Raw genomic sequence first — 20256 nt, 5'->3', positions numbered from 1 at the left:
CTTGCCGGTTCGACGCCGTCGTCACAAGGGCCGGTATCACAACTACCTTGGAACCCGACGTTGCAGGTCCGGGTATCAGGTAGATTCTGCATGGAGAAACGCGAATACACCGACGACTATCCCGAGAAGACGCTGTACATCCCCGGGCCGACCGAGGTCCGCGAGGACGTCATCCAGGAGATGGCACAGCCGATGTTCGGGCACCGCATGGACCGGATGACCGACCTCTACACGACCATCGTCGAGGACACCAAGGACTTCCTCGGCACCGACAACGAGGTCGTCATCCTCACGGCCTCCGGGACCGAGTTCTGGGAGGCGTCGACGCTGAATCTCGTGGACGAGAACATCCTCGTCCCGACGTGCGGGAGTTTCAGTGAACGGCACGCGAACGTCGCGGAGCGCCTCGGGAAGGACGTCGACCGCCTCGAGTACGAGTGGGGCGAAGCGATCAAGCCCGAGGACATCCGCGCGGAACTGGAGGCGAGCGACGAGGGCTACGACGTCGTCGCGACCGTGATGAACGAGTCCTCGACGGGCGTCCGGAATCCCATCGAGGAGATCGGTGACGTCGTCGCGGAGTACCCGGACACGTACTTCGTCGTCGACGCCGTCTCCGCGCTCGGTGGCGACCACGTGGACATCGACGCGCACGGCATCGACGTCATCTTCGCGTCCACGCAGAAGGCGTTCGCGATGCCGCCCGGGCTCGCGGTGTGCGTGGTGAGCGACGAGGCGTACGAGCGCGAGGTCGGGAAGGACTCCGCGTCGTGGTACGGCGGCTTCCAGCGTACCATCGATTACTACGAGCGGAAGGGCCAGACGCACTCGACGCCCGCGATCCCCGTGATGCTCGCGTACCGCAAGCAGATGAAGCACATGCTCGAGGAGGGCCACCACGAGCGCAGCGACCGCCACCTGGAGATGGCGGAGTACACCCGGGAGTGGGCCCGCGAGCACTTCGACATGTTCCCCGAGGCCGGCTACGAGTCCCAGACGGTGTCCTGCATCGAGAACACGCAGGGTATCGACGTCGCGGCGACGATCGAGCAGGTCAGCGAGGAGTACGACTACGTGTTCTCGAACGGCTACGGGAGCCAGCTCGGCGAGCAGACGTTCCGCATCGGTCACATGGGCGAGCACGACCGCGACTCCATCGAGAAGCTCACGGACGCCATCGAGGACGTCGCCGGGCTCTGAGCGCGGCCGTCGCGACCCGACTCACTCGTCGTCCGGCGTCTCGGGGTCGTCGATCCAGTTGTAGCACCGGAAGTCCTCTTGGTCCGTGGTCAGTGCCTCGATGGGGACGAACCCGCGGCCGCCGCGCGCACCGACCGCTGGCTTCTCTGGGTCGTCCGCGACGAACATCGCCTTCGCGTTCAGCCGCACCGTGACCTCGAGCTCGCCGCGGTGATCGTCGTCGGGGTCGAACGACATCGAGACGTCGTTCGCGCCGACACCGAAGCGGACGTGGCCGTCCGGGGATTCGACGGCGACGTCGTGACTCGCCATCGCACCCGCGAGGTCGGACAGCCACGACGACAGCGTCTCCCGGTCGACGTCCCGCGAGAGGTCGAACCCGCCGTCGGCGTCGACCGCGCCGTCGTCGAACGCGAACGTCGGATAGACGAGGTCCTCGGGTGGCAGGGCGTGCTCGCCGGGTTCCAGGGGGTTGCCGTCGACGCCAGTGGGTACGTCTTCGTCGTCCGTTCCGGCCTGTTCGTCGTCCGTCATTCCGGGGCCCCACGTTCGAGTCCGCGTCCGGGTTCGTGTCCGCGTCTGTCCTGGGTTGCGACCCGACGAGCGCCACGGGAGCGGCGAGCGAACGACCTCGATTCCATCGACGCGACCGTCGCCCGCGACCGACAAGAAACGTTCGCTCGCCGTCGACGTTCGACGGCCCGGGAAGGAGAACGCACTCGTAGGTCCCGCTCGAAGCGGGTGGTATGAGAGGGTTCGTCGTCGGCGGGACGCGGTCCGGGGTCGGGAAGACGGTGACGGCGCTCGCGGTGATTCGAGCGCTCCAGGACGCTGGACGCGACGTCCAGCCGGCGAAAGCCGGTCCGGACTTCATCGACCCGAGCCATCACGCGCACGTCGCCGGGAAGCCGTCGCGGACGCTCGACGCGTGGCTCCAGGGCGAGGATGGCCTCCGCCGGAACTACCATCGGGGCGAGGGCGACGTCTGCGTCGTCGAGGGCGTGATGGGCCTCTACGACGGCGACGTCTCCAGTACGGCCGCCGTGGCCGCGACGCTCGACCTCCCGGTCGTGCTCGTCGTCGACGCGAAAGCCGGGATGGAGAGCGTCGCCGCCACCGCACTCGGGTTCCAGCGGTACGCGGCCGTCGCCGACGTGGACGTCGACGTCGCCAGCGTCGTCGCGGCGCGAGCCCACGGCGGCCGGCACGAGCAAGGTATCCGCGACGCGCTCCCCGACGACCTCGAGTACTTCGGGCGCGTCCCGCCGAACGAGGCGCTCGAGATACCGGACCGCCACCTCGGCCTCCACCTTGGCGACGAGGCACCGCTCTCGGCGGACGCGCTCGACGCCGCGAGCGAGTCCCTCGACGTCGAGGGTCTCCTGGACGTCGCGCGGACGGCACGGCGACCCGCGACCAGCGACCCGGACACGGGCGAGGAGCGTTCCGCGACCGGGACGCGCGTGGCGGTCGCCCGCGACGACGCCTTCCGGTTCGCGTACCCCGCGACCGTCGAACGCCTCCGCGAACGCGCCGACGTCGTCGCGTTCGCGCCCACCGCCGGGGACGACCTCCCCGACTGCGACGGCGTCTACCTTCCCGGCGGCTACCCGGAGCTCCACGCCGACGCGCTCGCCGCCGCCCCGGCGCTCGAACAGCTCGCTCGCGCCGCGAGTGACGGCCTCCCGGTGCTCGGCGAGTGCGGCGGCCTCATGGCGCTCTCGCGGTCGCTGACGACGACCGACGGCGACACCTACGAGATGGCGGGCGTCCTCCCCGCGGACGTCCGGATGTGCGAGCGCTATCAGGCGCTCGACCACGTGGAGCTGCGCGCGAGGACCGACACCGTCAGCGCCGGCGCTGGCGAGTCTCTCCGCGGGCACGAGTTCCACTACTCGCGCGCCGACGTCGACGCGGACGCGCGGTTCGCGTTCGACGTCGAACGCGGCGACGGCATCCACGACGAGAAGGACGGCCTCACCGAGTACCGGACGCTCGGCACGTACGCGCACGTTCACGCCGAAAGCGGTGCGTTCGACGCGTTCGTCGACGCGCTCTGACGTCGAACGCGGTGCCCTTCCCGAACGTGACGGCCGTCGTCGAGCTGACGAGGTCTCCAGTCGACGTTCCTGCCCGTCGAGTGCCCCACAGAAACCTTCGCGACTTCCGAGGTGTCGAGATCTGGTCCGTGCTGCTGTCGGGCCAATGGTCGTGTCGTGGCGGTGCTGGCGGCCTGGAGCCGACGAACCCGGCGAACGGTTCCGGCACGTCATCTAGCGGATACGAACTGGTAGCTACCAGTAGGACGTGATTTTATGGGGCCACCTTCGAAGCAGCGACTGCCATGTCACTTGATGACAGTGCACAATCCTCGGCGGAGCGGAAGTCCGCAATCAAGCAGCGTCACGACCAGACAGCGAGCGAGGTCCTTCCCGAGCACCGCGAACTCTACATCGGCGGCGAGTGGGTACAGAGCGCGTCCGGGGAGACGTTCGACACGACCGACCCGACGACCGGCCAGACGCTCGCCAGCGTCCAGGCCGGTAACGCCGAGGACGTCGACCGGGCCGTCGCCGCGGCGTGGGACGCCTACGACGACGTCTACAGCGGGTACTCGGACGCCGACCGGCAGGCGATGCTCGAAGCGATGGCCGACGCCGTCGAGGAGAACCAGGAGGCGTTCGCGCGCCTCGAATCGCTCGACAACGGGAAGCCGATAACCGAAGCGCGCATCGACATGACGCTCGTCGCCGACCACTTCCGGTACTTCGCGGGCATCGCCCGCAGCCACGAAGGCCGAACGAAGGGGACCGACGACAGCCGGCACGTCCAGACGCTCCGCGAACCGTACGGGGTCGTCGGCCAGATCATCCCGTGGAACTTCCCGCTCCTCATGGCCGCCTGGAAGCTCGGCCCCGCGCTCGCCGCCGGGAACGCGGTCGTCCTGAAGCCCGCCGAGGAGACGCCGCTCTCCATCCTCAAACTGATGGCGGAGACCGAGGACGTGATTCCAGACGGCGTCGTGAACGTCGTCACCGGCTTCGGGCCGGACGCCGGCGAACCGCTCTCGAACCACAGCGACATCCGGAAGCTCGCGTTCACCGGGTCCACGGAGATCGGGAAGGAGGTGATGAAGAGCGCCGCGGACAACGTCACCGACATCACGCTCGAACTCGGCGGGAAGAGCCCACTCGTCGTCTTCCCGGACGCGGACCTCGAACAGGCCGTCCAGACGACGACGACCGCCATCTTCTTCAATACCGGCGAGTGCTGCTGTGCGGGCTCGCGGCTGTTCGTCCACGAGGACATCAAAGCGGAGTTCCTCGACGAACTCGCGGCCGCCGCCGAGGACATGGTCGTCGACGACCCGCTGCTGGAGTCGACCGACCTCGGCCCGAAGGTCACCGCGGAGCAGGTCGAGCGCACGATGGGATACATCGAGGAGGCCGAACGCTCGGGCGCGGCGTTCGTCACCGGCGGGAGTCAACCCGACGACGAGGCGCTCTCGGACGGCTGCTTCGTCGCGCCGACGCTCATCGACGGCATCGACCACGACAACAAGGCCGTCCAGGAGGAGATATTCGGGCCAGTCCAGGAGGTGTTCACGTGGAGCGACTACGACGAGATGATCGAGCTCGCGAACGACGTCGACTACGGGCTCGCAGCCGGCGTCATCACCGAGGACCTCACGAAAGCCCACCGGACGGCGAAGGACATCGAGGCGGGGAACATCTGGGTGAACACGTACAACGACTTCCCCGCCGGTCAGCCCTTCGGTGGGTACAAGCAGTCCGGTATCGGTCGGGAGACCGCCGCGGAGGCCGTCGAGCACTACACGCAGACCAAGACCGTGAACATCAGTCTGGACTGAGGTGGTGTCCGTCCCGTTCCCGGAGACCGCGGACGTCGCGGCTGGGTTCGGCGCGGACCAGGTCACGATAGCGCCCGATGGCACGGCGTACGTCGTCCCGTCGGGGATGCACGAGCGACTGCGGCGTGCGGTCGTCGCCGACCACGAGGCCGACGACCGCGTCGAGCACGCCGACCACGAGGCCGTCGACCGCGCCGAGCACGCCGACCGGGACCCGAAGGTCGCGCTCGTGCTCGCCGGCTGGGTGTGCCTGCAGGCGGACGGGATGACCGACCGCGTGAACGTCGACGCGCCCGACGCGTTCGTGGACGGCGCGCCGATCCGGCGGTTCGCGCGAGCGCACGACGCCGGGTCGGTCGCGGTCGCACGCCACCCCAGCGGCGACGTCGTCACGTCATCGGCCCCGTCGACGTTCGCGTTCGACGGCCGAGTCGAGTAGTCCGGGCTCGCGTTCGACGGTCGAGTCGTCGAGCGGTCAGTGCGCGTCGAGCACCGCCGCGAGGTCGTCGCCGAGGGCGGCGATGGCGTCGCGAGCGCGGTCGACGCCGGGCATGGTCAGGAACCCGTGAGGCATGTCGGGATGGTTCACGTAGCGCGTGTCGACGCCGTCGCGGACGAGTTGCTCGGCGTACGCGCGGCCGCCGTCGCGGAGCGGGTCGAACCCGGCGGTGAGGACGGTCGCGGGCGCGACGCCGGAGACGTCCGCGGCGTTCGTCGGGTCCGCGTACGGGTTCCGCCGGTGGACGTCGCTCCCGTAGTAGGCGTCCGCGAAGAACGCGAGGTCCGCCTCGGAGAGCACGACGCCGGCGTGCTCGCGGACCGACGGCGCGTCCTCGTCGACCCCGACGCCGGGATAGACGAGCGTCTGGTACGCGAGGGCGGGACCGTCGCGCTCGGCGGCCATGAGCGCGGCCACAGCCGCGAGGTTCCCGCCCGCGGAGTCGCCCGCGACCGCGACGTCGCCCGTGCCACCGACCGCGTCGGGGTTCGCCGCGACCCACTCGACGGCCGCGTACGCGTCCTCGACGGCCGCGGGGAACGGGTGCTCGGGCGCGAGCCGGTAGTCGACGGATAGCACCGCACAGTCGCTCTCGCGGACGAGCCGCCGGCAGAGGCGGTCGTGGGTCTCGATGCTCCCGAACACGAACCCGCCGCCGTGGAAGAACACGACCGTCGGCGAGCGCTCGCTCGCGTCCGGCCGGTACAGGCGCGCGTCGACGTCGCCGCCGGGGCCAGGTATCGCGAGGTCGGCCGTCGCACCGACCGGCGGCGGGTTGCGGTTCTGGACCCACATCACCGGGCGCGTCAGGAGTCGCGCGAACTTCACGCCGAGGCGACCGTGCGGTAACGGCATGTACGCCTGACGCTTGACCGCGGCCTTGGCCTGCGGGTGCATCTCGTCGGCCTGCATCACCGAGCGGTACTCCCGCGGGCGGCAAACCGATTGTGCTCGACCCGGTCCGCGACCGGTCCCGGACCCGTCGCGGTCCGATTTCGGCGTTCGCGTCACTCGGCCACCGCGGGTAGTCCGTGTGCGTCCTCGACGAGTTCGACGAACCGGTCGGCGAACCGGGCGGCGTCGGCGCCGTCGACGACGTCGTGGTCGACCGTCACGGTGAGCGAGAGAACGTCTCGCGGTTCCAGTTCCCCGTCGACGTACCGGGGTTTCTCCGCGACGCCGCCGACGGCGACCTGGACGGTGTAGTTCGAGGGAGTGACCGCCCACCCGCCTCGCTCGCCCATCATCCCCACCGACGTGACGGCGACGGTGCCGGCGAGCGACTTCCACCGACGGGGGGAACAGTTGCGGGAGCCGCCACGGGAGTCGTCGCACGAACCCGGGGAGCGACAGCGCGAGACGTTCGGTCGGCGAGAGCGACGCGTCGTCGGTCGACGCCTTCGCCGCCCGGACCTCGTCGTGGACCGCGCGCAGCGACCGGCGGTTCGCGGCGCGGACGACGTGCGGAACGCCGACGCGGCCGGCGTCGGTCCCCTTCTCGACGAGGACGTTCACGTCCACGTCGTCGAACGTGTGGACTCGACCGCGCCAGTCCCGGTACGCGTTCACGTGCGGGTGGTCGTCGACCGCGGCGGCCAAGCAGTGCGCGACGAACGCCGTGAACGACAGTCGCGTCCCCGTCTCCGCCTCGTAGCGCTGGATGCGCCGACGTGCCGGCGTCACGTCCGCTTCGACGAGCCCGTGGACGCTGCTCCGCCCGCTCGCGACGCGCATGTAGTCGACGGTCGCCCGACGACGCGCCGGCAACCGGTCGACGCGCTCACCACCGTTGCTCATGCTCGCATCGACGACGCCCCGGACCAAACGTCTTCGTCCGGCGGACCGACTGCCGAGCGAGTCACGGTCGCGGCCGTACGCGGGATTACCGCCAGTCGAGGCCCCGTGGGTCGCTGGGGGGTGCGAGCGGGCTCGTCGGGAGGTCGTCGCTGGGTTCGGGGTCGTTGTACGCCTTCGGTGCGACGTCGTTCGGTGCGTCCGGGTAGAACAGCGACGCGATGGCGTGGAGGTGCTCGCGGCCGACGTCCAGTTCGAACTGGCCGCCGCCGTACAGCTCGATGTCGTGCTCGCGGCAGTAGTCGAGGGTGTCCAGCAGCGCCTCGACGCTCCCGAACCGCGACGGTTTGACGTTCAGCCACTCCGGCTCCCAGGGGAGCTCCTCGACGGTGTCGACGCTCCGGATCGGGTAGTCCCACGTCACGCGCTCGACGTGCGATTCGAGCAAGGGTCGCGTCTCGTCGGTCACCTCGGGGTCCTCGACGAACGCGTCCGGGAACCCCTCGACGACTCGTTCGTAGAGCTCGGGGTCCGCGGGCTGGTCGACCGTCGTTCCGTGGTACTGGCCTTTCAGGTCGAGCGCCCGCACGGCGCCCGTCTCAGCGAGCCGGTCGACGACCTCCTGGGTCCAGTCCGACGTCGGGTCGAGCTTGAACTCGAGGTCGGGGTTGCGGTCGAGCCAGTCGAGGACGCGGTCGCCCGTCGGCGGGTCCTCGAGGCGCGTACTCACCACGAACCGAACGGGGTCGTACTCGCGGTCGAGTTGGGTGGCGAGGTCCGTGTCCGCCTGTTTCAGCGCGAGGTCGAGCGCCGCGCTCTCGAACGCCCACTGGCGGTAGTTCCGGAAGATCGGCTGCCCGGGCTCCTCGCCGAAGAACAGGTCGCCGTCGGCGACGTACGACGAGAACGAATCGAGCGTGTACTCGCCGGCGAACGCGAGGTCGGTCCCGAGGTCGTGGAACGTCTCGTGCGCGTCGGTCTCGTACGTGACGTCCTCCCCGCGTCCCGTCTCCCCGTCGCCGTGGAGGGCGACGACGGTCGACGCGCGAGTGAACCCGCTCGACGTGTCGCTCTCGAACCACTCCAGGTCGTAGTCGTCGATGCGGACGTCGAGGTCCGCGACGCGATCGTAGAGCATCCTGTCATGCAAAACGACGCCGAGACACAAGTAGGTGAACCCCCCGCGAACCATCTCCTAGCTGAACTGTCATGTCTTGCGTGGTGACGTCCGTTCGAGAGTACGGGACGAGTCGAACGCGGGTTCCCGAAAGCGGACGTAAGCGCCGGAAAGCCGACCTAGGAGCCAAAAAGAAGACGTACGTGCCGGAAAGCGAACGCGAGTGCTCAGAACGCGCCGGGGACGACGACGTACGCGAGCAGCAGGGTGAGGAGCCCGGTCGCGACGCCGTAGTAGAGCACTGGAATCAGTTCGAGGCGGATGACGCGGCCCTCCTCGCCGATGAGGCCGACGACGGTCAGTGCGGCGACGACGTTGTGGATCGCGATCAGGTTCCCGATGGCGCCGCCGACGGCCTGCCCGGCGACGACGACCTGGGTCGGGGCACCGATCTGCTGTGCGGCCTGGTACTGGAACAGCCCGAACAGGATGTCACTGACCGTGTTCGAGCCCGCGATGAACGCGCCGAACGCGCCGATGAATCCCGAGAAGAACGGGAAGGCGCTCCCGGTGAGGTCGGCGGTCAACTCCGAGAGCACGCCGAGCATCCCGGCGGTCGCGGTCGTGTTCTCGAGCACGACCGTACTGCCGGTGCGCTGCATGATCATCACCGTCGCGACGGCGAACCAGAGCGCGACGACAGCCGGCGCGATGTTCCGCACGGCCTCGGCCCAGGACGCTTTGACGTCCTCCGTACGCATTCCGTGGAGTCCGTAGGTGACGACGGCGACGAGCACGAACAACGTCCCGGGCAGGTAGAGTATCTCGATGGACTCCGAGAACGGCGTTCCGAGGATGTTGTTCCACGAGAGCTGGAACTGGAGGAGGAACGACTGGACCTCGCCGACGACGCGCGTCACGACGAGTAACGCCGCGACGAGCACGTAGGGGAGCCACGCCATCCCGAGGGACATGTCCTGGTCGTGGGCGTCCTCGAACGAACCCGTGGTGGTCCCGCCGTCGGTCGAGACCGACTGCTTGGAGGCACTGCCGACGCTCTCACCGGGTTCTATCGTCCCGACCCAGTGCTCGGGCCAGTTCGCTCGCGGCCCGAAGTCCCACGTGGACTCGGGGATGAAGTAGCCGGCGCGAAGCGTCGCGGTCGTGACCAGCAGCCCCACCATCGACCCGAGGAGTGCCGGGAACGTCGGTCCCAGGAACACCGCGGTCGCGACGTAGGGGACCGCGAAGGTGGCCCACGCGAACAGACACAGCGGGACCACCTCGATCGCTGGTTTGATCGACCGTTCCTCGCCGAAGAACCGAGTCATCATCGCGACACCGACGAACGGGATGGCGATACCGACGACGGCGTGGATGAGTGCCGCCCAGATGCCGAGCTGGGTGACGTATGCGCCGACGGTCTCGAACCCGCCTTCCTGCACGATCTGGGTGGCGGCGTCCGTGCCTTCCGCGAACACGACGTCGCGGAGCCCGATGATGAGCGGGGTGCCGACCGCTCCGAACGTGATCGCGAGGATGTTCCCGGTGAGCGCCACGACGACGGCGGCCATCGGCGGGAAGCCGAGGCCGACGAGTAACGGCCCGATGATGGCTGCGGGCGTCCCGAACCCGGCCGCGCCCTCGATGAACGACCCCATCAGGAACACGAGCAACACCACCTGCACGCGTCGGTCGTCACTGATAGAGGAGAACCCCGCGTTGATGACGTCGAACGCGCCGGACTGTTTCAGCGTGTAGAGGAGGAGGATGGCTCCGAAGACGATGACGAGGATCCGCGTTGCCGTCATCGCACCCCGTATCGACGCTGCTGCGATCAACTGCGGGGACATCTCCCACCCGACGAACGCGGCGCCGCCAGCGAGCACCCACGCGATCGGCATCGTGCGGGTCGCCGGCTGGTACAATCCGACCATGAGGATAGCGATCGCTGCGAGCGGAATCACCGCCAACAGCACCATCAGGAGGTCAGCCATTGGACCGACCTCCGCGTCCCGCTGCTCCGTGGTCGACGCTGTTCCTCGTCGAGACGCTGCTCTCCGGACGGGTGAGCGTTGCCATGCGTCTACCAATGCTATCCGCGCAAAAATACACGAACGGGTGTTCTCAACGATTGGGAACTGGTTCGCAGTTTCAGACCGCGTCGCTCGCTGCCGCGAGCTCTCGTGTCACGCTTCGAGGCGTCAGGACGACTGCGGATTCGACGAGAGCACGGTGTCGACGAACGCGTCGACGACCCGCTCGGTCTCCGCAGCGTCTGGGCCGACCATCAGGATGTGGTCGGCGGCCGCCTCGTGGTGTTCGACGTCCGGGATGCGTTCGAGGACGTACTCGGCGTGCGACCGCGGAACGAGGGCGTCGTACGCGCCGGTCAGGACGAGCGTCGGGCACGCGACGTCCGCGTAGTCGAGTAGCGGGAGTCGTCGCTGCCAGCGTTCGTCGTTCAGCACGCCGTCGACGCGCGCGCTCGCCGGGGAGAGCGACGCGGCGAGTGCGAGCACGCGTTCGCGATGCGTCGGTCGGCTGGCGACGGACTCGACGTACGCCCGCAGTTCGTCGCCGTCGAGCGTCGACGACATCCCCGGACCGAGCGCGACGACGCGACCCGGTGCGAGCCGCGCGAGGGCCGCGAGCGCGCCGGAGAACACGTCGAGGAACGGCGTCGATGTAAGGACAGAATCGAGCACCGGGACGCCCACGCCGTACGCGCGCTCCTCGAACTGGGTCGTGACGGCTGCACCCAGGACGAGGCCGCTGACGCGCTCCGGGTGCTCGACCGCGAGGTGGAGCGCCGCAGGGCCGCCGCTCGAGTACCCGGCGACCACGGCTCGCTCCACCCCGAGTTCGTCCATGAGCGCGACGCACTGGGCGGCCTGTGCGCTCGGCGACCCGTTCGCTTCGAGCGGCGTCCGGAGGTATCCCGGTCGAGAGGGTGCGATGACCTCGACGTCGTCGCCGAACAGCGCCTCGCCGAAGCACAGCCCCTGGTCGTACCCGCCTGGCGCGCCGTGGAGGACGAGAACGGGCGGCCCCGACCCGCGTCGCGCCACCTCGACGACCCCGCGGTCGGTCTCGACCAGTTCGCTGTTCGCCGCGAGCGACGCGAGCCGGCGTCGTTTCCACCGCCACAGTCCAAGTCCCGTCGCAGCGAGCGCAACGCTCGCGGCGACCGTCCCCGACTGGCGTCGACTGCGACTCATACGCTAGACCCACGACCTGGTCCGATATAAGGACGACTCCCGACCGGCGTCCGCCATCGGCGCCTGCCGGGTCGTCCAGGCGCACCTCCTGCTCGCGTTCACCACCATGGTATGCGATGCATTAACAAACGCTACCGGTGAAGGACACGAACACGATGCCCCCGATAGGCGACCTGACCATCCTCGTGCCGATCGACGTCTCGGCCGACGACCCACCGGCCCTCGAGGTGCTCGACGTCCTTCGGCCGTTCGAGGTCGTCCTCCTCGGGTACTTCCCGGTGCCCGACCAGGCCGCACCCGCGCTCATCAAGGACGAGTACGAGGACGCCGCAAGAGAGACGCTCGACGGGATTGCCGCAGGGCGAACCGCCGTGTCGGACGTCCTCGTCTTCACGCACGACAGAGAAGCGACGGTCGACAGGGTCGCCGACGAGTACGACTGCGACGCGATACTCACCGCCGGAGACACCGACCACCTCGACCGACTCCTCGTCCCCATCAGGGGCGACGCGAACGTCGAACGGATCGTGTCGGTCGTCGCCGGACTGCTCGACGGCAGCGACGCCACCGCGACGCTCTTCCACGCGGCGAGCGACGACGCGGAACACGGTCCCGGAGAGTTCCTCCTCCGCGGAACACTCGAGCGCCTCACGGACTACGGTATCGACGCGGACCGCGTAGACTGGGAGGTCGCCGTGAGTGACGACCCTGCCGACGCGATCCTCGCCAGTGCGCCGGCGTACGACCTCGTCGTGCTCGGTGAGACCGAACCGTCCCTTCGCGAGCGCATCATCGGCCACGTTCTCTCCGCCATCATCGACGAGATCGAGACGCCCACGCTCATCGTGAGAGACGTCCAATGAAGCCGACCGCGCCCGAACCCGCCGTCGCGCACTCGACGAGGACAGCATGAGCGGGGACGGAGGTGAACTCGAGCGGACGCTCGGGTTCCTCGAAGCGATGACGCTCGGCGGCGGCACGATGATCGGCGCCGGCATCTTCATCCTGCCGGGTATCGCGGCGAAGAACGCGGGGCCGGCGAGTTCGATATCGTACGCGATCGCCGGCCTCGTCGCCCTCCTCGCGGCGCTCTCCCTCGCCGAACTCGCAACCGGGATGCCGATCGCCGGCGGGAGCTATCACTACGTCAACCGCGCGCTCGGCGGCCTCTTCGGCGCGATCGTCGGCTGGGGGATGTGGACCGGGTTGATGTTCGCGAGCGCGTTCTACATGGTCGGCTTCGGGCAGTACATCGTCGAACCCATCCCGGGCCTCGACGGCCGACACTTCGTCATCGCGCTCGGACTGGTCGGACTGGCGTTGCTCGTCGGCGTGAACTACTACGGGACCGACGAATCGAGCGCACTCCAGAACTGGATGATCGGCACCGAGACCGCGATCGTGGTCGTGTTCGTCGCCGTCGGCGTCTTCTTCATCGACACCGCGAACCTCACCCCGTTCGCGCCGACCGGCACCAGCGGTATCGTCGCCACCACGGGCATCGTGTTCGTGTCCTTCCTCGGGTTCGAGATCATCGCGACGGTCGCCGGCGAGATCAAGGACCCGAGTCGAACGATACCGCTCTCGATGATCCTCTCCGTCGTCCTGGTGACGATCCTCTACGTGCTCGTCATGCTCGTCAGCACCGGCACCGTCTCCATCGACGTCCTCGGCGAATCACCGATTCCCGTCTCGGACGTCGCCGCGGTCTCCATGGGGCCGGTCGGCGTCGTCGCCATCGCGTTCGCCGCGATCGTCGCCGCGATATCGAGCTCGAACTCGTCGATACTCGCCGCCTCGCGCGTCATCTACGCCATGGGCCGCGACGGCGTCGTGAGCGACTGGTTCAACGAGAGCCACGACCGGTTCTACACGCCGCACCGAGCGATCGTCGCGACTGGCGGCGTGACGGCGCTCCTCATCGCTCTCGGCCTCCAGGTCGACACCATCGTCGCGTTGCTCGCCGAAGCGGCGAGCTTCAGCTTCCTCGTCGCGTACCTGCTCGTGCACGTCTCGCTCGTCGTGTTCCGGCGTGCGGACCCCGACGAGTACGACCCGTCGTTCCAACTGCCACGCGTCGCATATCCGGCTGTCCCGATACTCGGCGTGCTCCTGGCGGTCCTCGTGATATCGCAGATGGCGACCGTCATCATCCTCCTCGGGTCGGGCATCATCGCGCTCGGGGTCGTCTGGTACTTCGCGTACTCGAGAAGCCGAGTCGTCGAGCCGGGACTCGTCAGCGAAGCGTTCGGCGCCGAGCCAACGGAGACCTATCGCGTCGTCGTCCCGGTCGCGAACCCCGAGACGCAGCACGGACTGCTCCGGCTCGCGGCAGCGACCGCGCACGCGAACGTCGAGCAGGGAACGCCCGAACTCGTCGCCGTGAACGTCGTCGAGGGTCCGGACGACGAGACGTTCCAGAACGTCGAATCCGAGCGCCTCGACCACCAACGAGAGTTGTTCGAGAACGCACGCACCATCGCGACCGAGATGGACGTCGACCTCCGCACGCGCTCCATCGTCGCGCCCGAACTCGACCGCGCGATACTCGACGTCGTCGCCGAGGAGGACGCCGACCAGCTCCTCCTCGGATGGGACGGCACGGTCGGTGGAGACGGACACACGTTCGGGCACACGACCGACCCGATCCTCGAGCACGCCGACTGCGACGTCTCCCTGGTCGACCTCGAGACGCCGTCGGTCGGAACGCCGGTCGCGCTCGTCGCCCCCGGGCCGAACGCACCAATCGTCGCGCGACGCGCGTTCGAGTTCGCGACCGCGGACGGCACGACGCCCACGCTCCTCCACGTGCATCCCCCAGGGGCTGACGCCGACGCTGACCCGGCCGGAGCCGGCGCGCGCGCCGTCAGGGACGTCGCGGACGCCGCGGGGCTCGCAGCCGACGAGTACGACAGCGAGGTGGTCGTGAGCGACGACGTCGAGCGAGCGCTTCGCGACGCGGTCGACGGATACGACACGGTGTGTTTCGGTCTCTCCGAACGCGCGGATGGCTCCGGCATCGTCCACGGCGCCGTCACGAGGCACGTCTCACAGGACGTCACCGGGAACCTCGCGTTGATACGCGGGGCGAGGGACACGGGCTGACGCTCGCGGCCGCATCCCTCATTCCCTGCTCGCTTCGATCTCCTCCCAGAGCTGCATGTCGCTGGGCACGGCTCGAAGCCCGCTGAGCTCCGCGAACGTACTGACGTGGTCCGAAGAGGCTTCGGGCATGTAGAACCACCGCGGAGCGAACGCGGTTAACGATTCGACCGCGATGGAGAGCGACACCATCTCGTGCTCGCTCGGCCAGTCCGCTGGGAGTTCGCCGAGGGGCTCGCCGTCGTCGTCGACGAGCCGCCGGACGAACTCGTCGTTCTCGACGCCGTACAGCGCGTCTCCCTCCCGGCGGACCGCGAGCACGAAGCAGTTGTCCTCGACGTCCAGATCGTCCGGGAACTCGTCGTAGTCGATGCGGTCGACGTCGAACGGCGCATCGTACTGACACATCACCGGGTCGCTACCGACCTCGCCGTCCGCAAGCGACCGGAAGGGGTCCCGATGCAGTCGTTCGCCGAGTTCCTCGCGCCGCTTCGCGGCCGCCATCTCGGTGTCGAGTGACTCCGGCGTCAGCCCGTCGAACACGTACTCGCGTGCCGAGAACGGCGGGCCCTCGTCGACCTCGTCGCCCATCGCCGGGCGGTCGCTCTTCCGGAGCAACACCCCGCCGCCGTCGAGCGTTCGCGTCTCGTACGCCGGCGCGTGAACGAGTCGATCGACCCCGTCGAGCTCGCGCGCCCACGACGGCCCGAACACGGTCACCCAGGCGAGCGTGCTCACCCCGGACTCGGGCGGGCGACCCCGCGGGAACGCGGAATCGAGCCCGTAGTCCGAATCGGTCGCGAACGCGTACCACGCGTCGAACGTCGCCGCGACGTCGGCGACGAAGTCGACAAACCGGTCCGCTCGACGGCGGACCCCCGCCGCACTGACCCCGTCGCCCTCCGCGAACGCCGCTTCCGGAATGCCGGAGAGATACACCTCCGGGCCGTTCGACCCGTCCTCCGGCGCCACCAGCGCCAGTTCGCACTCGACGCCGTCGAACCGGCAGTCGAACTCGATCGACGAGATGCCCTCGCGTGCCGCGTCCGCCGCCAACTCGCTTCGCGATGCCGCCGAACGCTCCTCGTCGCCCGCATCGAGATCGAGCGCGTAGTCGACGGTCTCGTCGTCGTCGAACGGCGCCACCGCGAACCCGTGGTCGCGACACCGCTCGAGTACGTCCACGGCGTCGTCCATCGGCGACCGACCGAGGTGGAACGACGCCCTGAGCCCGTAACTGATTCCCATACCCTCACTCGAACCCGCCCGCGCTTATCGATTCTCCTCCCTCCTCGAGCGGTCGACGTCTCGGCTCGAGTACCCGACGGGTCGATGCGACGACCGGCGCCGTCGCTACCGAACTGGAATGTTCGCCCGGAACACTAACGACCGACGTCATCCCTGGCGGCGTGCCGAGTCTGCCGGGAAACCCTCGTGCCGGGCGGGCCGTACGCGGCCAACGAGCACTCTCGTGCTGGAATGTTGCATGCCCGGGTTCTCCGCACCGTCATCGCACCCGATTGCCGGGTCTACTGGGGCGGGGACTGAGGCACGCGTCTCCGTGTTCGCCGGGTACGCGGGTATGTCTTGCGGGTCGCGTCAACGCCCGCGTTCGGCCCGTCATCATCCGGTCACTACCCGTTGGCGTCCTGCCCCCGGGTTATGCCCGTCGGTGACCTACTCACTGCAGACACTCAATGTCGAAGACAGAGTCGGAGACGGCCGTCTGCCCGTACTGTGGTGCACCCGCTGGCGACGACGACCTCGTGTACCGAAACTCCCAGGACGACCCGCTGATGGTCGCCGAATGCGGCTCGTGCGATCACGTCATCAGCGTCGAATCACATCCCTGGTAGCGAGCCACGGTGCGACCACAATCGCTCTCGGAACTCATTCTGGACCGTCACTCGGCGATCGGCACTTCCCACGCGAGCACGAGCGCCGACCCGACGACGAGGACGCCGCCGGCGACGGCGAGCGCTATCAGGGGCGAGACGACGTCGGAGATGACGCCGCTCCCGAGCTGGAAGGGAACGACGGTGAGGCCGCTCACCATCGCCATCGCGGAGAGGACGGTGGCGCGCCCGACGGTGTCGATGCGGTCGTTCACGTACTGCGCGGCGAACGACCGCGTCACGTCCGCGAGGCCGCGCGCGACGAGGAACGTCGGAAGGGCGAGCAGTGGGACGAACGCCATCCCGACGAGCGCCCCGCCGACGACGAACGGGAGGGCGACGAACCACGTCCGCATCCCGACGACGTCGCGAATCCAGCCCGTGTAGTAACTCAAGCCCGCGCCGACGAGGCTGTACGCGGCGTAGAACCACCCGAGGAGCGACTCGACGAGCGACTGGTCGACGCCGAGGTCGACGACGACCGTCTCGAACACCGGCTGGAGGAACACGAACACGAGGTACGTCACCGCGGCGTACAGCACGTAGTAGTAGACGACGAGCGCACGGACGTTCCGCTGCGCGAGCGCGTCCCGGACGATACCGACGATGCGACGCAGTCCGAGGACGTCCGTGTCGGCGTCCTCGTACGTGTCGGGTTCGTCCATCGTCAGGAGCACGAGCGCGCCGACGGCGGTGACGGCCGCGGCGACGAACCACGGATAGGAGAGGTCGACGCTCCCGAGATACCCACCGAGGACCGCTGCGACCGCGCCGACCGCGAGCGACGCGGACTCGCCGCGACCGCGGACGGCCGCGAACGCGTCCTCCGTGATGTCGTCGGTGAGCGTGTCGTACAGCCACGCGTCCTCGCTGCCCGACCGGAAGTTGTACCCCATCGACCACACCACGTACAGCGCGAGGAACGCGGGGAACGTGTTCGAGAGGCCGATGCCGACGAGCGTCCCGGCGATGACGACCGTCCCGATGAGGAGGCTGTTCCGGCGGCCGACGCGGTCGCCGACGTACCCCGTCGGTATCTCGCCGACGACCGTCGTCACGTTGTACGTCGCCTCCAGGATGGCGATCTGCGTGAACGAGAGGTCCTGCGCGAGCAGGAACAGGTACATGATGGGGCGGTAGAACTCGACCGCCTTCGTCGCCTTGTAGACGTAGTACTTGAGGACGCTACGCGGCGTCCCAGCGAGCACGTCGACGCGCGACGACTCCGGCATCGCCCGATGCTTCCGGAACCGCCCTCAATTACGTTCCGGTAATACGACCTGCAGAAATCGTAATACTGCGGCGTTCCATGCCGGGGTCCGGGAGTTCACGCGCCCGTCGGTGACGTCCCGGAATGGTCCGAAGGCGTCGGATCTGGTCGGCCTTCGGTAAGCAAACTGCTGGCTCGTGGAAGATACTGCTAAGCGATCTCGTGTGGGATGCTAGCATGGGCCTGTGCCGGGCGCGTCCTGTTCGCGGACGCGGCGGCACGGTTCCCGGGACGAGAGACACATGGTATCAGCGCAAACACGAGCCGAAGTCGAGGAGCACCTCGGGCAAGTGCCGAGCTTCATCGAGGCACTCCCCGAGGCCGCGGCAGACCACGGCTGGGGCATGATGCGGGACTTCCAGCTGGGCGAGACCGAGCTTTCGGGCCGCGAGAAGGCGCTCGTCGGACTGGGCGCAGCAGCGGCCATCCAGTGCCCGTACTGTATCCACTTCCACAAGGCCGAATCGACGATGGAGGGCGCGTCCGACGCGGAATTGACCGAGGCCGTCGGCATCGCCAGCGGCGTCAGGTACTTCTCGACGGTCCTCCACGGCAGCGAAATCGACCTCGACGCGTTCGAACGCGAGACCGAACAGATCGTCGAGCACGTCGAAGGACAGCAGGCAGCACCGGGCGACGACTGATCCACTCCGATTCCTTTCTTTGTTCGCACTCGCGTCGTGTCACGGCGCGCGAACCGACGTCCCGCGGTGAGTTCGTGCCGACGCGCGAGGACGATGCGTTCGACCACGAGCGCCCGGGCGTCGCAGTCCCGGCTTCGACGCCTCGGTCACGCGAACCGCGAGCCGAGCGCGGACGCCAGTCGACGCAGGGCCGACCCGGTCGTGGACCGCCGAGCGCGGGCGTTCCTGACCTCGGCCGCGGCCACGCGACGGAGCACCCTCGGCCGGACCAGCGCGGTCGGCGAGTCCTGCATCGCGATGACGCGCATGAGCGCCTCGCGGAGGTGGCCGTCGTCCTGGGCGGCCCGCATCACGTGGTCGAAGTAGCGACCGAACGCGGCGACGCGACCCGGAACCGGGGCGTTGCCTGGGGCGAACGGGGCGTCCGCACCGACTGCCATCTCCCAGGCGTGATCGACGACCGGGGCGGCGTTCTCGAAGAACCGCTCGGGGAGACCCGTCGTCCCATCCGCTGCGAGCGCCCGGTGGAGCGCGAGCGCCTCGAGCGCCGCGACCGACATCCCCTGACCGTATATCGGGTTGAAGCTCGCGAGCGCGTCGCCGACGACGAGCAAGCCCTCTGGAACCGTGTCGAGGCGCTCGTAGTACCGGCGGCGACTGGACGGGAATCGGTAGGCGTGGACGTCGCCCCGAATCTCGTGCTCGGACAGCGTGGTCGCGGCGGCGTCCGTCGGGAGCGACGCGGCGAACTCGCGGACGCCGTCGAGGTCCGCGGGCGGGTGGTCGCCGGCGACGCCGTGGACGTTCACGAGCCAGCGATCGCCCTCGACTGGGAACACCGCCTCGCCGCGCGTCCGCGGGGCCGACGCCATCGCCAGCATCGTCTTCCGGCCCCCGGGCGGACGTTCCACGGCGACGGTCGCGTACCCGACGTCGATCGGGACGTCCTCGACGGGCGGTGCGGGGAACCCGTTCGCTTCGAGCCAGCGCGGCGTGCGACTCGCGCGCCCGGTCGCGTCGACGACGACGTCCGCAGGCACGCGTTCGGCGTCACCGGTCCCCTCGCGTCGCTCGACGCCGACGACCGCGTCTCCGTCGTCGTCGAGGAGGAAGTCCGTCACGCGCGTGCGGTCCTGGACCGTCACCGACCGTCCGGCGGTGACGTGCTCGCGGAGGACGTCCTCGAACAGCGGTCGCGTCGCGGCGTAGAACGGCATCCGCCGCGGGCCGTCGGCGAGGTAGCCGCCCTGGTCGTAGAACCGGAGGTCGCGCGCGCCGTCCAAGAGTACCCCGCCAGCGGCGAGCAGCGACTCGCAGTAGCCCGGACAGCAATCCTCGATGGTCGCCCGGCCCGCTTCGAGGAGCGCGTGGATCTGGGTCGCCTGCGGGACGCCGTCGCGCTGGACGGGCTCGTCGGGGACCTCGTCGCGTTCGAGCACGAGGACCTCGTCGAAGCCGTCGGCGAGCACGCGCGCCGCGAGGAGGCCGGCGACGCTTCCGCCGACAACGACCGCTCGGTCGCCACAGTACTCGACCGCGTCCGCGTCGTACCGTTCGAGTTCGTCGAGCGTCATACTCGAACGATGGTGCGCTCCCCTCGTCCCATTACCCGGCGAGTGGTCGCCCGGACCGCGAGGACGTAC

Annotated in this window: 17 protein-coding genes and 1 pseudogene; 8 read left to right on the top strand and 10 right to left on the bottom strand. The window is 68.9% G+C overall.

From position 1 onward, the window contains the following. Positions 1-90: 90 nt before the first annotated feature. Positions 91-1200 (top strand): pyridoxal-phosphate-dependent aminotransferase family protein, encoded by a 1110-nt coding sequence (locus ACZ48X_RS04815; protein ID WP_336350233.1) that lies wholly within the window; start codon positions 91-93, stop codon positions 1198-1200. Positions 1201-1221: 21 nt separating this feature from the next. Here the strand turns inward: ACZ48X_RS04815 and ACZ48X_RS04810 are convergent, their stop codons facing one another. After that, a complete protein-coding gene (locus tag ACZ48X_RS04810; RefSeq protein ID WP_336350234.1) occupies positions 1222-1734 on the bottom strand; it encodes a hypothetical protein in 513 nt (170 codons plus the stop codon). Between the two features lie 212 nt (positions 1735-1946). Here ACZ48X_RS04810 and ACZ48X_RS04805 point away from each other — a divergent pair, with 212 nt between their 5' ends. The 3 genes from ACZ48X_RS04805 to ACZ48X_RS04795 all read left to right on the top strand — a co-directional run bounded on the left by ACZ48X_RS04805 (position 1947) and on the right by ACZ48X_RS04795 (position 5510). Next, the gene (locus ACZ48X_RS04805; RefSeq protein ID WP_336350235.1) at positions 1947-3260 is read left to right on the top strand and encodes a cobyrinic acid a,c-diamide synthase; all 1314 of its coding nucleotides are present in this window, start codon (positions 1947-1949) and stop codon (positions 3258-3260) included. A 284-nt stretch (positions 3261-3544) separates the two neighbouring features. After that, entirely contained in the window at positions 3545-5071 is a 1527-nt protein-coding gene (locus ACZ48X_RS04800) for an aldehyde dehydrogenase family protein (RefSeq protein WP_336350236.1), read from the top strand. A gap of 4 nt (positions 5072-5075) precedes the next feature. After that, positions 5076-5510 carry a hypothetical protein gene (locus ACZ48X_RS04795; protein WP_336350237.1) on the top strand — a complete coding sequence of 145 codons (435 nt, stop codon included), beginning with the start codon at positions 5076-5078 and terminating at the stop codon, positions 5508-5510. Between the two features lie 36 nt (positions 5511-5546). Here the strand turns inward: ACZ48X_RS04795 and ACZ48X_RS04790 are convergent, their stop codons facing one another. The 6 genes and pseudogenes from ACZ48X_RS04790 to ACZ48X_RS04765 all read right to left on the bottom strand — a co-directional run bounded on the left by ACZ48X_RS04790 (position 5547) and on the right by ACZ48X_RS04765 (position 11702). Continuing rightward, complete coding sequence (locus tag ACZ48X_RS04790) at positions 5547-6482, bottom strand: alpha/beta hydrolase (protein ID WP_336350238.1); 936 nt, start codon at positions 6480-6482, stop codon at positions 5547-5549. A 95-nt stretch (positions 6483-6577) separates the two neighbouring features. Beyond that, positions 6578-6814, bottom strand: coding sequence for a 2-oxo acid dehydrogenase subunit E2 (locus tag ACZ48X_RS04785; protein WP_379762532.1), 237 nt, complete (start codon positions 6812-6814; stop codon positions 6578-6580). A 178-nt stretch (positions 6815-6992) separates the two neighbouring features. Then, positions 6993-7304 (bottom strand): annotated as a pseudogene (locus tag ACZ48X_RS04780) (2-oxo acid dehydrogenase subunit E2); the annotation flags it as partial. 148 nt (positions 7305-7452) lie between these two features. Then, complete coding sequence (locus tag ACZ48X_RS04775; protein ID WP_336350239.1) at positions 7453-8502, bottom strand: hypothetical protein; 1050 nt, start codon at positions 8500-8502, stop codon at positions 7453-7455. Between the two features lie 206 nt (positions 8503-8708). Beyond that, a complete protein-coding gene (locus ACZ48X_RS04770) occupies positions 8709-10478 on the bottom strand; it encodes an L-lactate permease (RefSeq protein WP_336350240.1) in 1770 nt (589 codons plus the stop codon). A gap of 207 nt (positions 10479-10685) precedes the next feature. Beyond that, positions 10686-11702 carry an alpha/beta fold hydrolase gene (locus ACZ48X_RS04765; RefSeq protein WP_336350241.1) on the bottom strand — a complete coding sequence of 339 codons (1017 nt, stop codon included), beginning with the start codon at positions 11700-11702 and terminating at the stop codon, positions 10686-10688. A 155-nt stretch (positions 11703-11857) separates the two neighbouring features. Between ACZ48X_RS04765 and ACZ48X_RS04760 the strand changes: the two genes are divergently transcribed. Continuing rightward, on the top strand, positions 11858-12565 hold the full coding sequence (locus tag ACZ48X_RS04760; protein WP_336350242.1) for a universal stress protein: 708 nt from the start codon (positions 11858-11860) through the stop codon (positions 12563-12565). Positions 12566-12611: 46 nt separating this feature from the next. Next, positions 12612-14807: an amino acid permease gene (locus tag ACZ48X_RS04755; protein ID WP_336350243.1), complete on the top strand. Its 2196-nt coding sequence runs from the start codon at positions 12612-12614 to the stop codon at positions 14805-14807. Positions 14808-14825: 18 nt separating this feature from the next. On the opposite strand, the gene ACZ48X_RS04750 is transcribed toward ACZ48X_RS04755, so the two are convergent. Continuing rightward, positions 14826-16052: a hypothetical protein gene (locus ACZ48X_RS04750; protein ID WP_336350244.1), complete on the bottom strand. Its 1227-nt coding sequence runs from the start codon at positions 16050-16052 to the stop codon at positions 14826-14828. 449 nt (positions 16053-16501) lie between these two features. Here ACZ48X_RS04750 and ACZ48X_RS04745 point away from each other — a divergent pair, with 449 nt between their 5' ends. Then, on the top strand, positions 16502-16660 hold the full coding sequence (locus tag ACZ48X_RS04745) for a hypothetical protein (RefSeq protein WP_336350245.1): 159 nt from the start codon (positions 16502-16504) through the stop codon (positions 16658-16660). A 47-nt stretch (positions 16661-16707) separates the two neighbouring features. Here ACZ48X_RS04745 and ACZ48X_RS04740 read toward each other — a convergent pair whose 3' ends face one another. Then, positions 16708-17931, bottom strand: a complete 1224-nt coding sequence (locus tag ACZ48X_RS04740) for an MFS transporter (RefSeq protein WP_336350246.1) — start codon at positions 17929-17931, stop codon at positions 16708-16710. Between the two features lie 280 nt (positions 17932-18211). Here ACZ48X_RS04740 and ACZ48X_RS04735 point away from each other — a divergent pair, with 280 nt between their 5' ends. Next, positions 18212-18613, top strand: coding sequence for a carboxymuconolactone decarboxylase family protein (locus tag ACZ48X_RS04735; protein ID WP_336350247.1), 402 nt, complete (start codon positions 18212-18214; stop codon positions 18611-18613). A 146-nt stretch (positions 18614-18759) separates the two neighbouring features. Here the strand turns inward: ACZ48X_RS04735 and ACZ48X_RS04730 are convergent, their stop codons facing one another. Next, a complete protein-coding gene (locus ACZ48X_RS04730) occupies positions 18760-20187 on the bottom strand; it encodes an NAD(P)/FAD-dependent oxidoreductase (RefSeq protein WP_336350248.1) in 1428 nt (475 codons plus the stop codon). Between the last annotated feature and the right edge of the window lie 69 nt (positions 20188-20256).

The organism is Halorubellus litoreus (genome assembly GCF_055378595.1).
This window is presented reverse-complemented; position numbering and strand designations above follow the sequence as displayed.

Bases quoted from the DNA above. Each gene is read 5' to 3' on its own strand.
- ACZ48X_RS04815 (WP_336350233.1), top strand. From the start codon at position 91: ATGGAGAAACGCGAATACACCGACGACTATCCCGAGAAGACGCTGTAC.
- ACZ48X_RS04810 (WP_336350234.1), bottom strand. From the start codon at position 1,734: ATGACGGACGACGAACAGGCCGGAACGGACGACGAAGACGTACCCACT.
- ACZ48X_RS04805 (WP_336350235.1), top strand. From the start codon at position 1,947: ATGAGAGGGTTCGTCGTCGGCGGGACGCGGTCCGGGGTCGGGAAGACG.
- ACZ48X_RS04800 (WP_336350236.1), top strand. From the start codon at position 3,545: ATGTCACTTGATGACAGTGCACAATCCTCGGCGGAGCGGAAGTCCGCA.
- ACZ48X_RS04790 (WP_336350238.1), bottom strand. From the start codon at position 6,482: ATGCAGGCCGACGAGATGCACCCGCAGGCCAAGGCCGCGGTCAAGCGT.
- ACZ48X_RS04785 (WP_379762532.1), bottom strand. From the start codon at position 6,814: ATGGGCGAGCGAGGCGGGTGGGCGGTCACTCCCTCGAACTACACCGTC.
- ACZ48X_RS04775 (WP_336350239.1), bottom strand. From the start codon at position 8,502: ATGCTCTACGATCGCGTCGCGGACCTCGACGTCCGCATCGACGACTAC.
- ACZ48X_RS04770 (WP_336350240.1), bottom strand. From the start codon at position 10,478: ATGGCTGACCTCCTGATGGTGCTGTTGGCGGTGATTCCGCTCGCAGCG.
- ACZ48X_RS04765 (WP_336350241.1), bottom strand. From the start codon at position 11,702: ATGAGTCGCAGTCGACGCCAGTCGGGGACGGTCGCCGCGAGCGTTGCG.
- ACZ48X_RS04760 (WP_336350242.1), top strand. From the start codon at position 11,858: ATGCCCCCGATAGGCGACCTGACCATCCTCGTGCCGATCGACGTCTCG.
- ACZ48X_RS04755 (WP_336350243.1), top strand. From the start codon at position 12,612: ATGAGCGGGGACGGAGGTGAACTCGAGCGGACGCTCGGGTTCCTCGAA.
- ACZ48X_RS04750 (WP_336350244.1), bottom strand. From the start codon at position 16,052: ATGGGAATCAGTTACGGGCTCAGGGCGTCGTTCCACCTCGGTCGGTCG.
- ACZ48X_RS04745 (WP_336350245.1), top strand. From the start codon at position 16,502: ATGTCGAAGACAGAGTCGGAGACGGCCGTCTGCCCGTACTGTGGTGCA.
- ACZ48X_RS04740 (WP_336350246.1), bottom strand. From the start codon at position 17,931: ATGCCGGAGTCGTCGCGCGTCGACGTGCTCGCTGGGACGCCGCGTAGC.
- ACZ48X_RS04735 (WP_336350247.1), top strand. From the start codon at position 18,212: ATGGTATCAGCGCAAACACGAGCCGAAGTCGAGGAGCACCTCGGGCAA.
- ACZ48X_RS04730 (WP_336350248.1), bottom strand. From the start codon at position 20,187: ATGACGCTCGACGAACTCGAACGGTACGACGCGGACGCGGTCGAGTAC.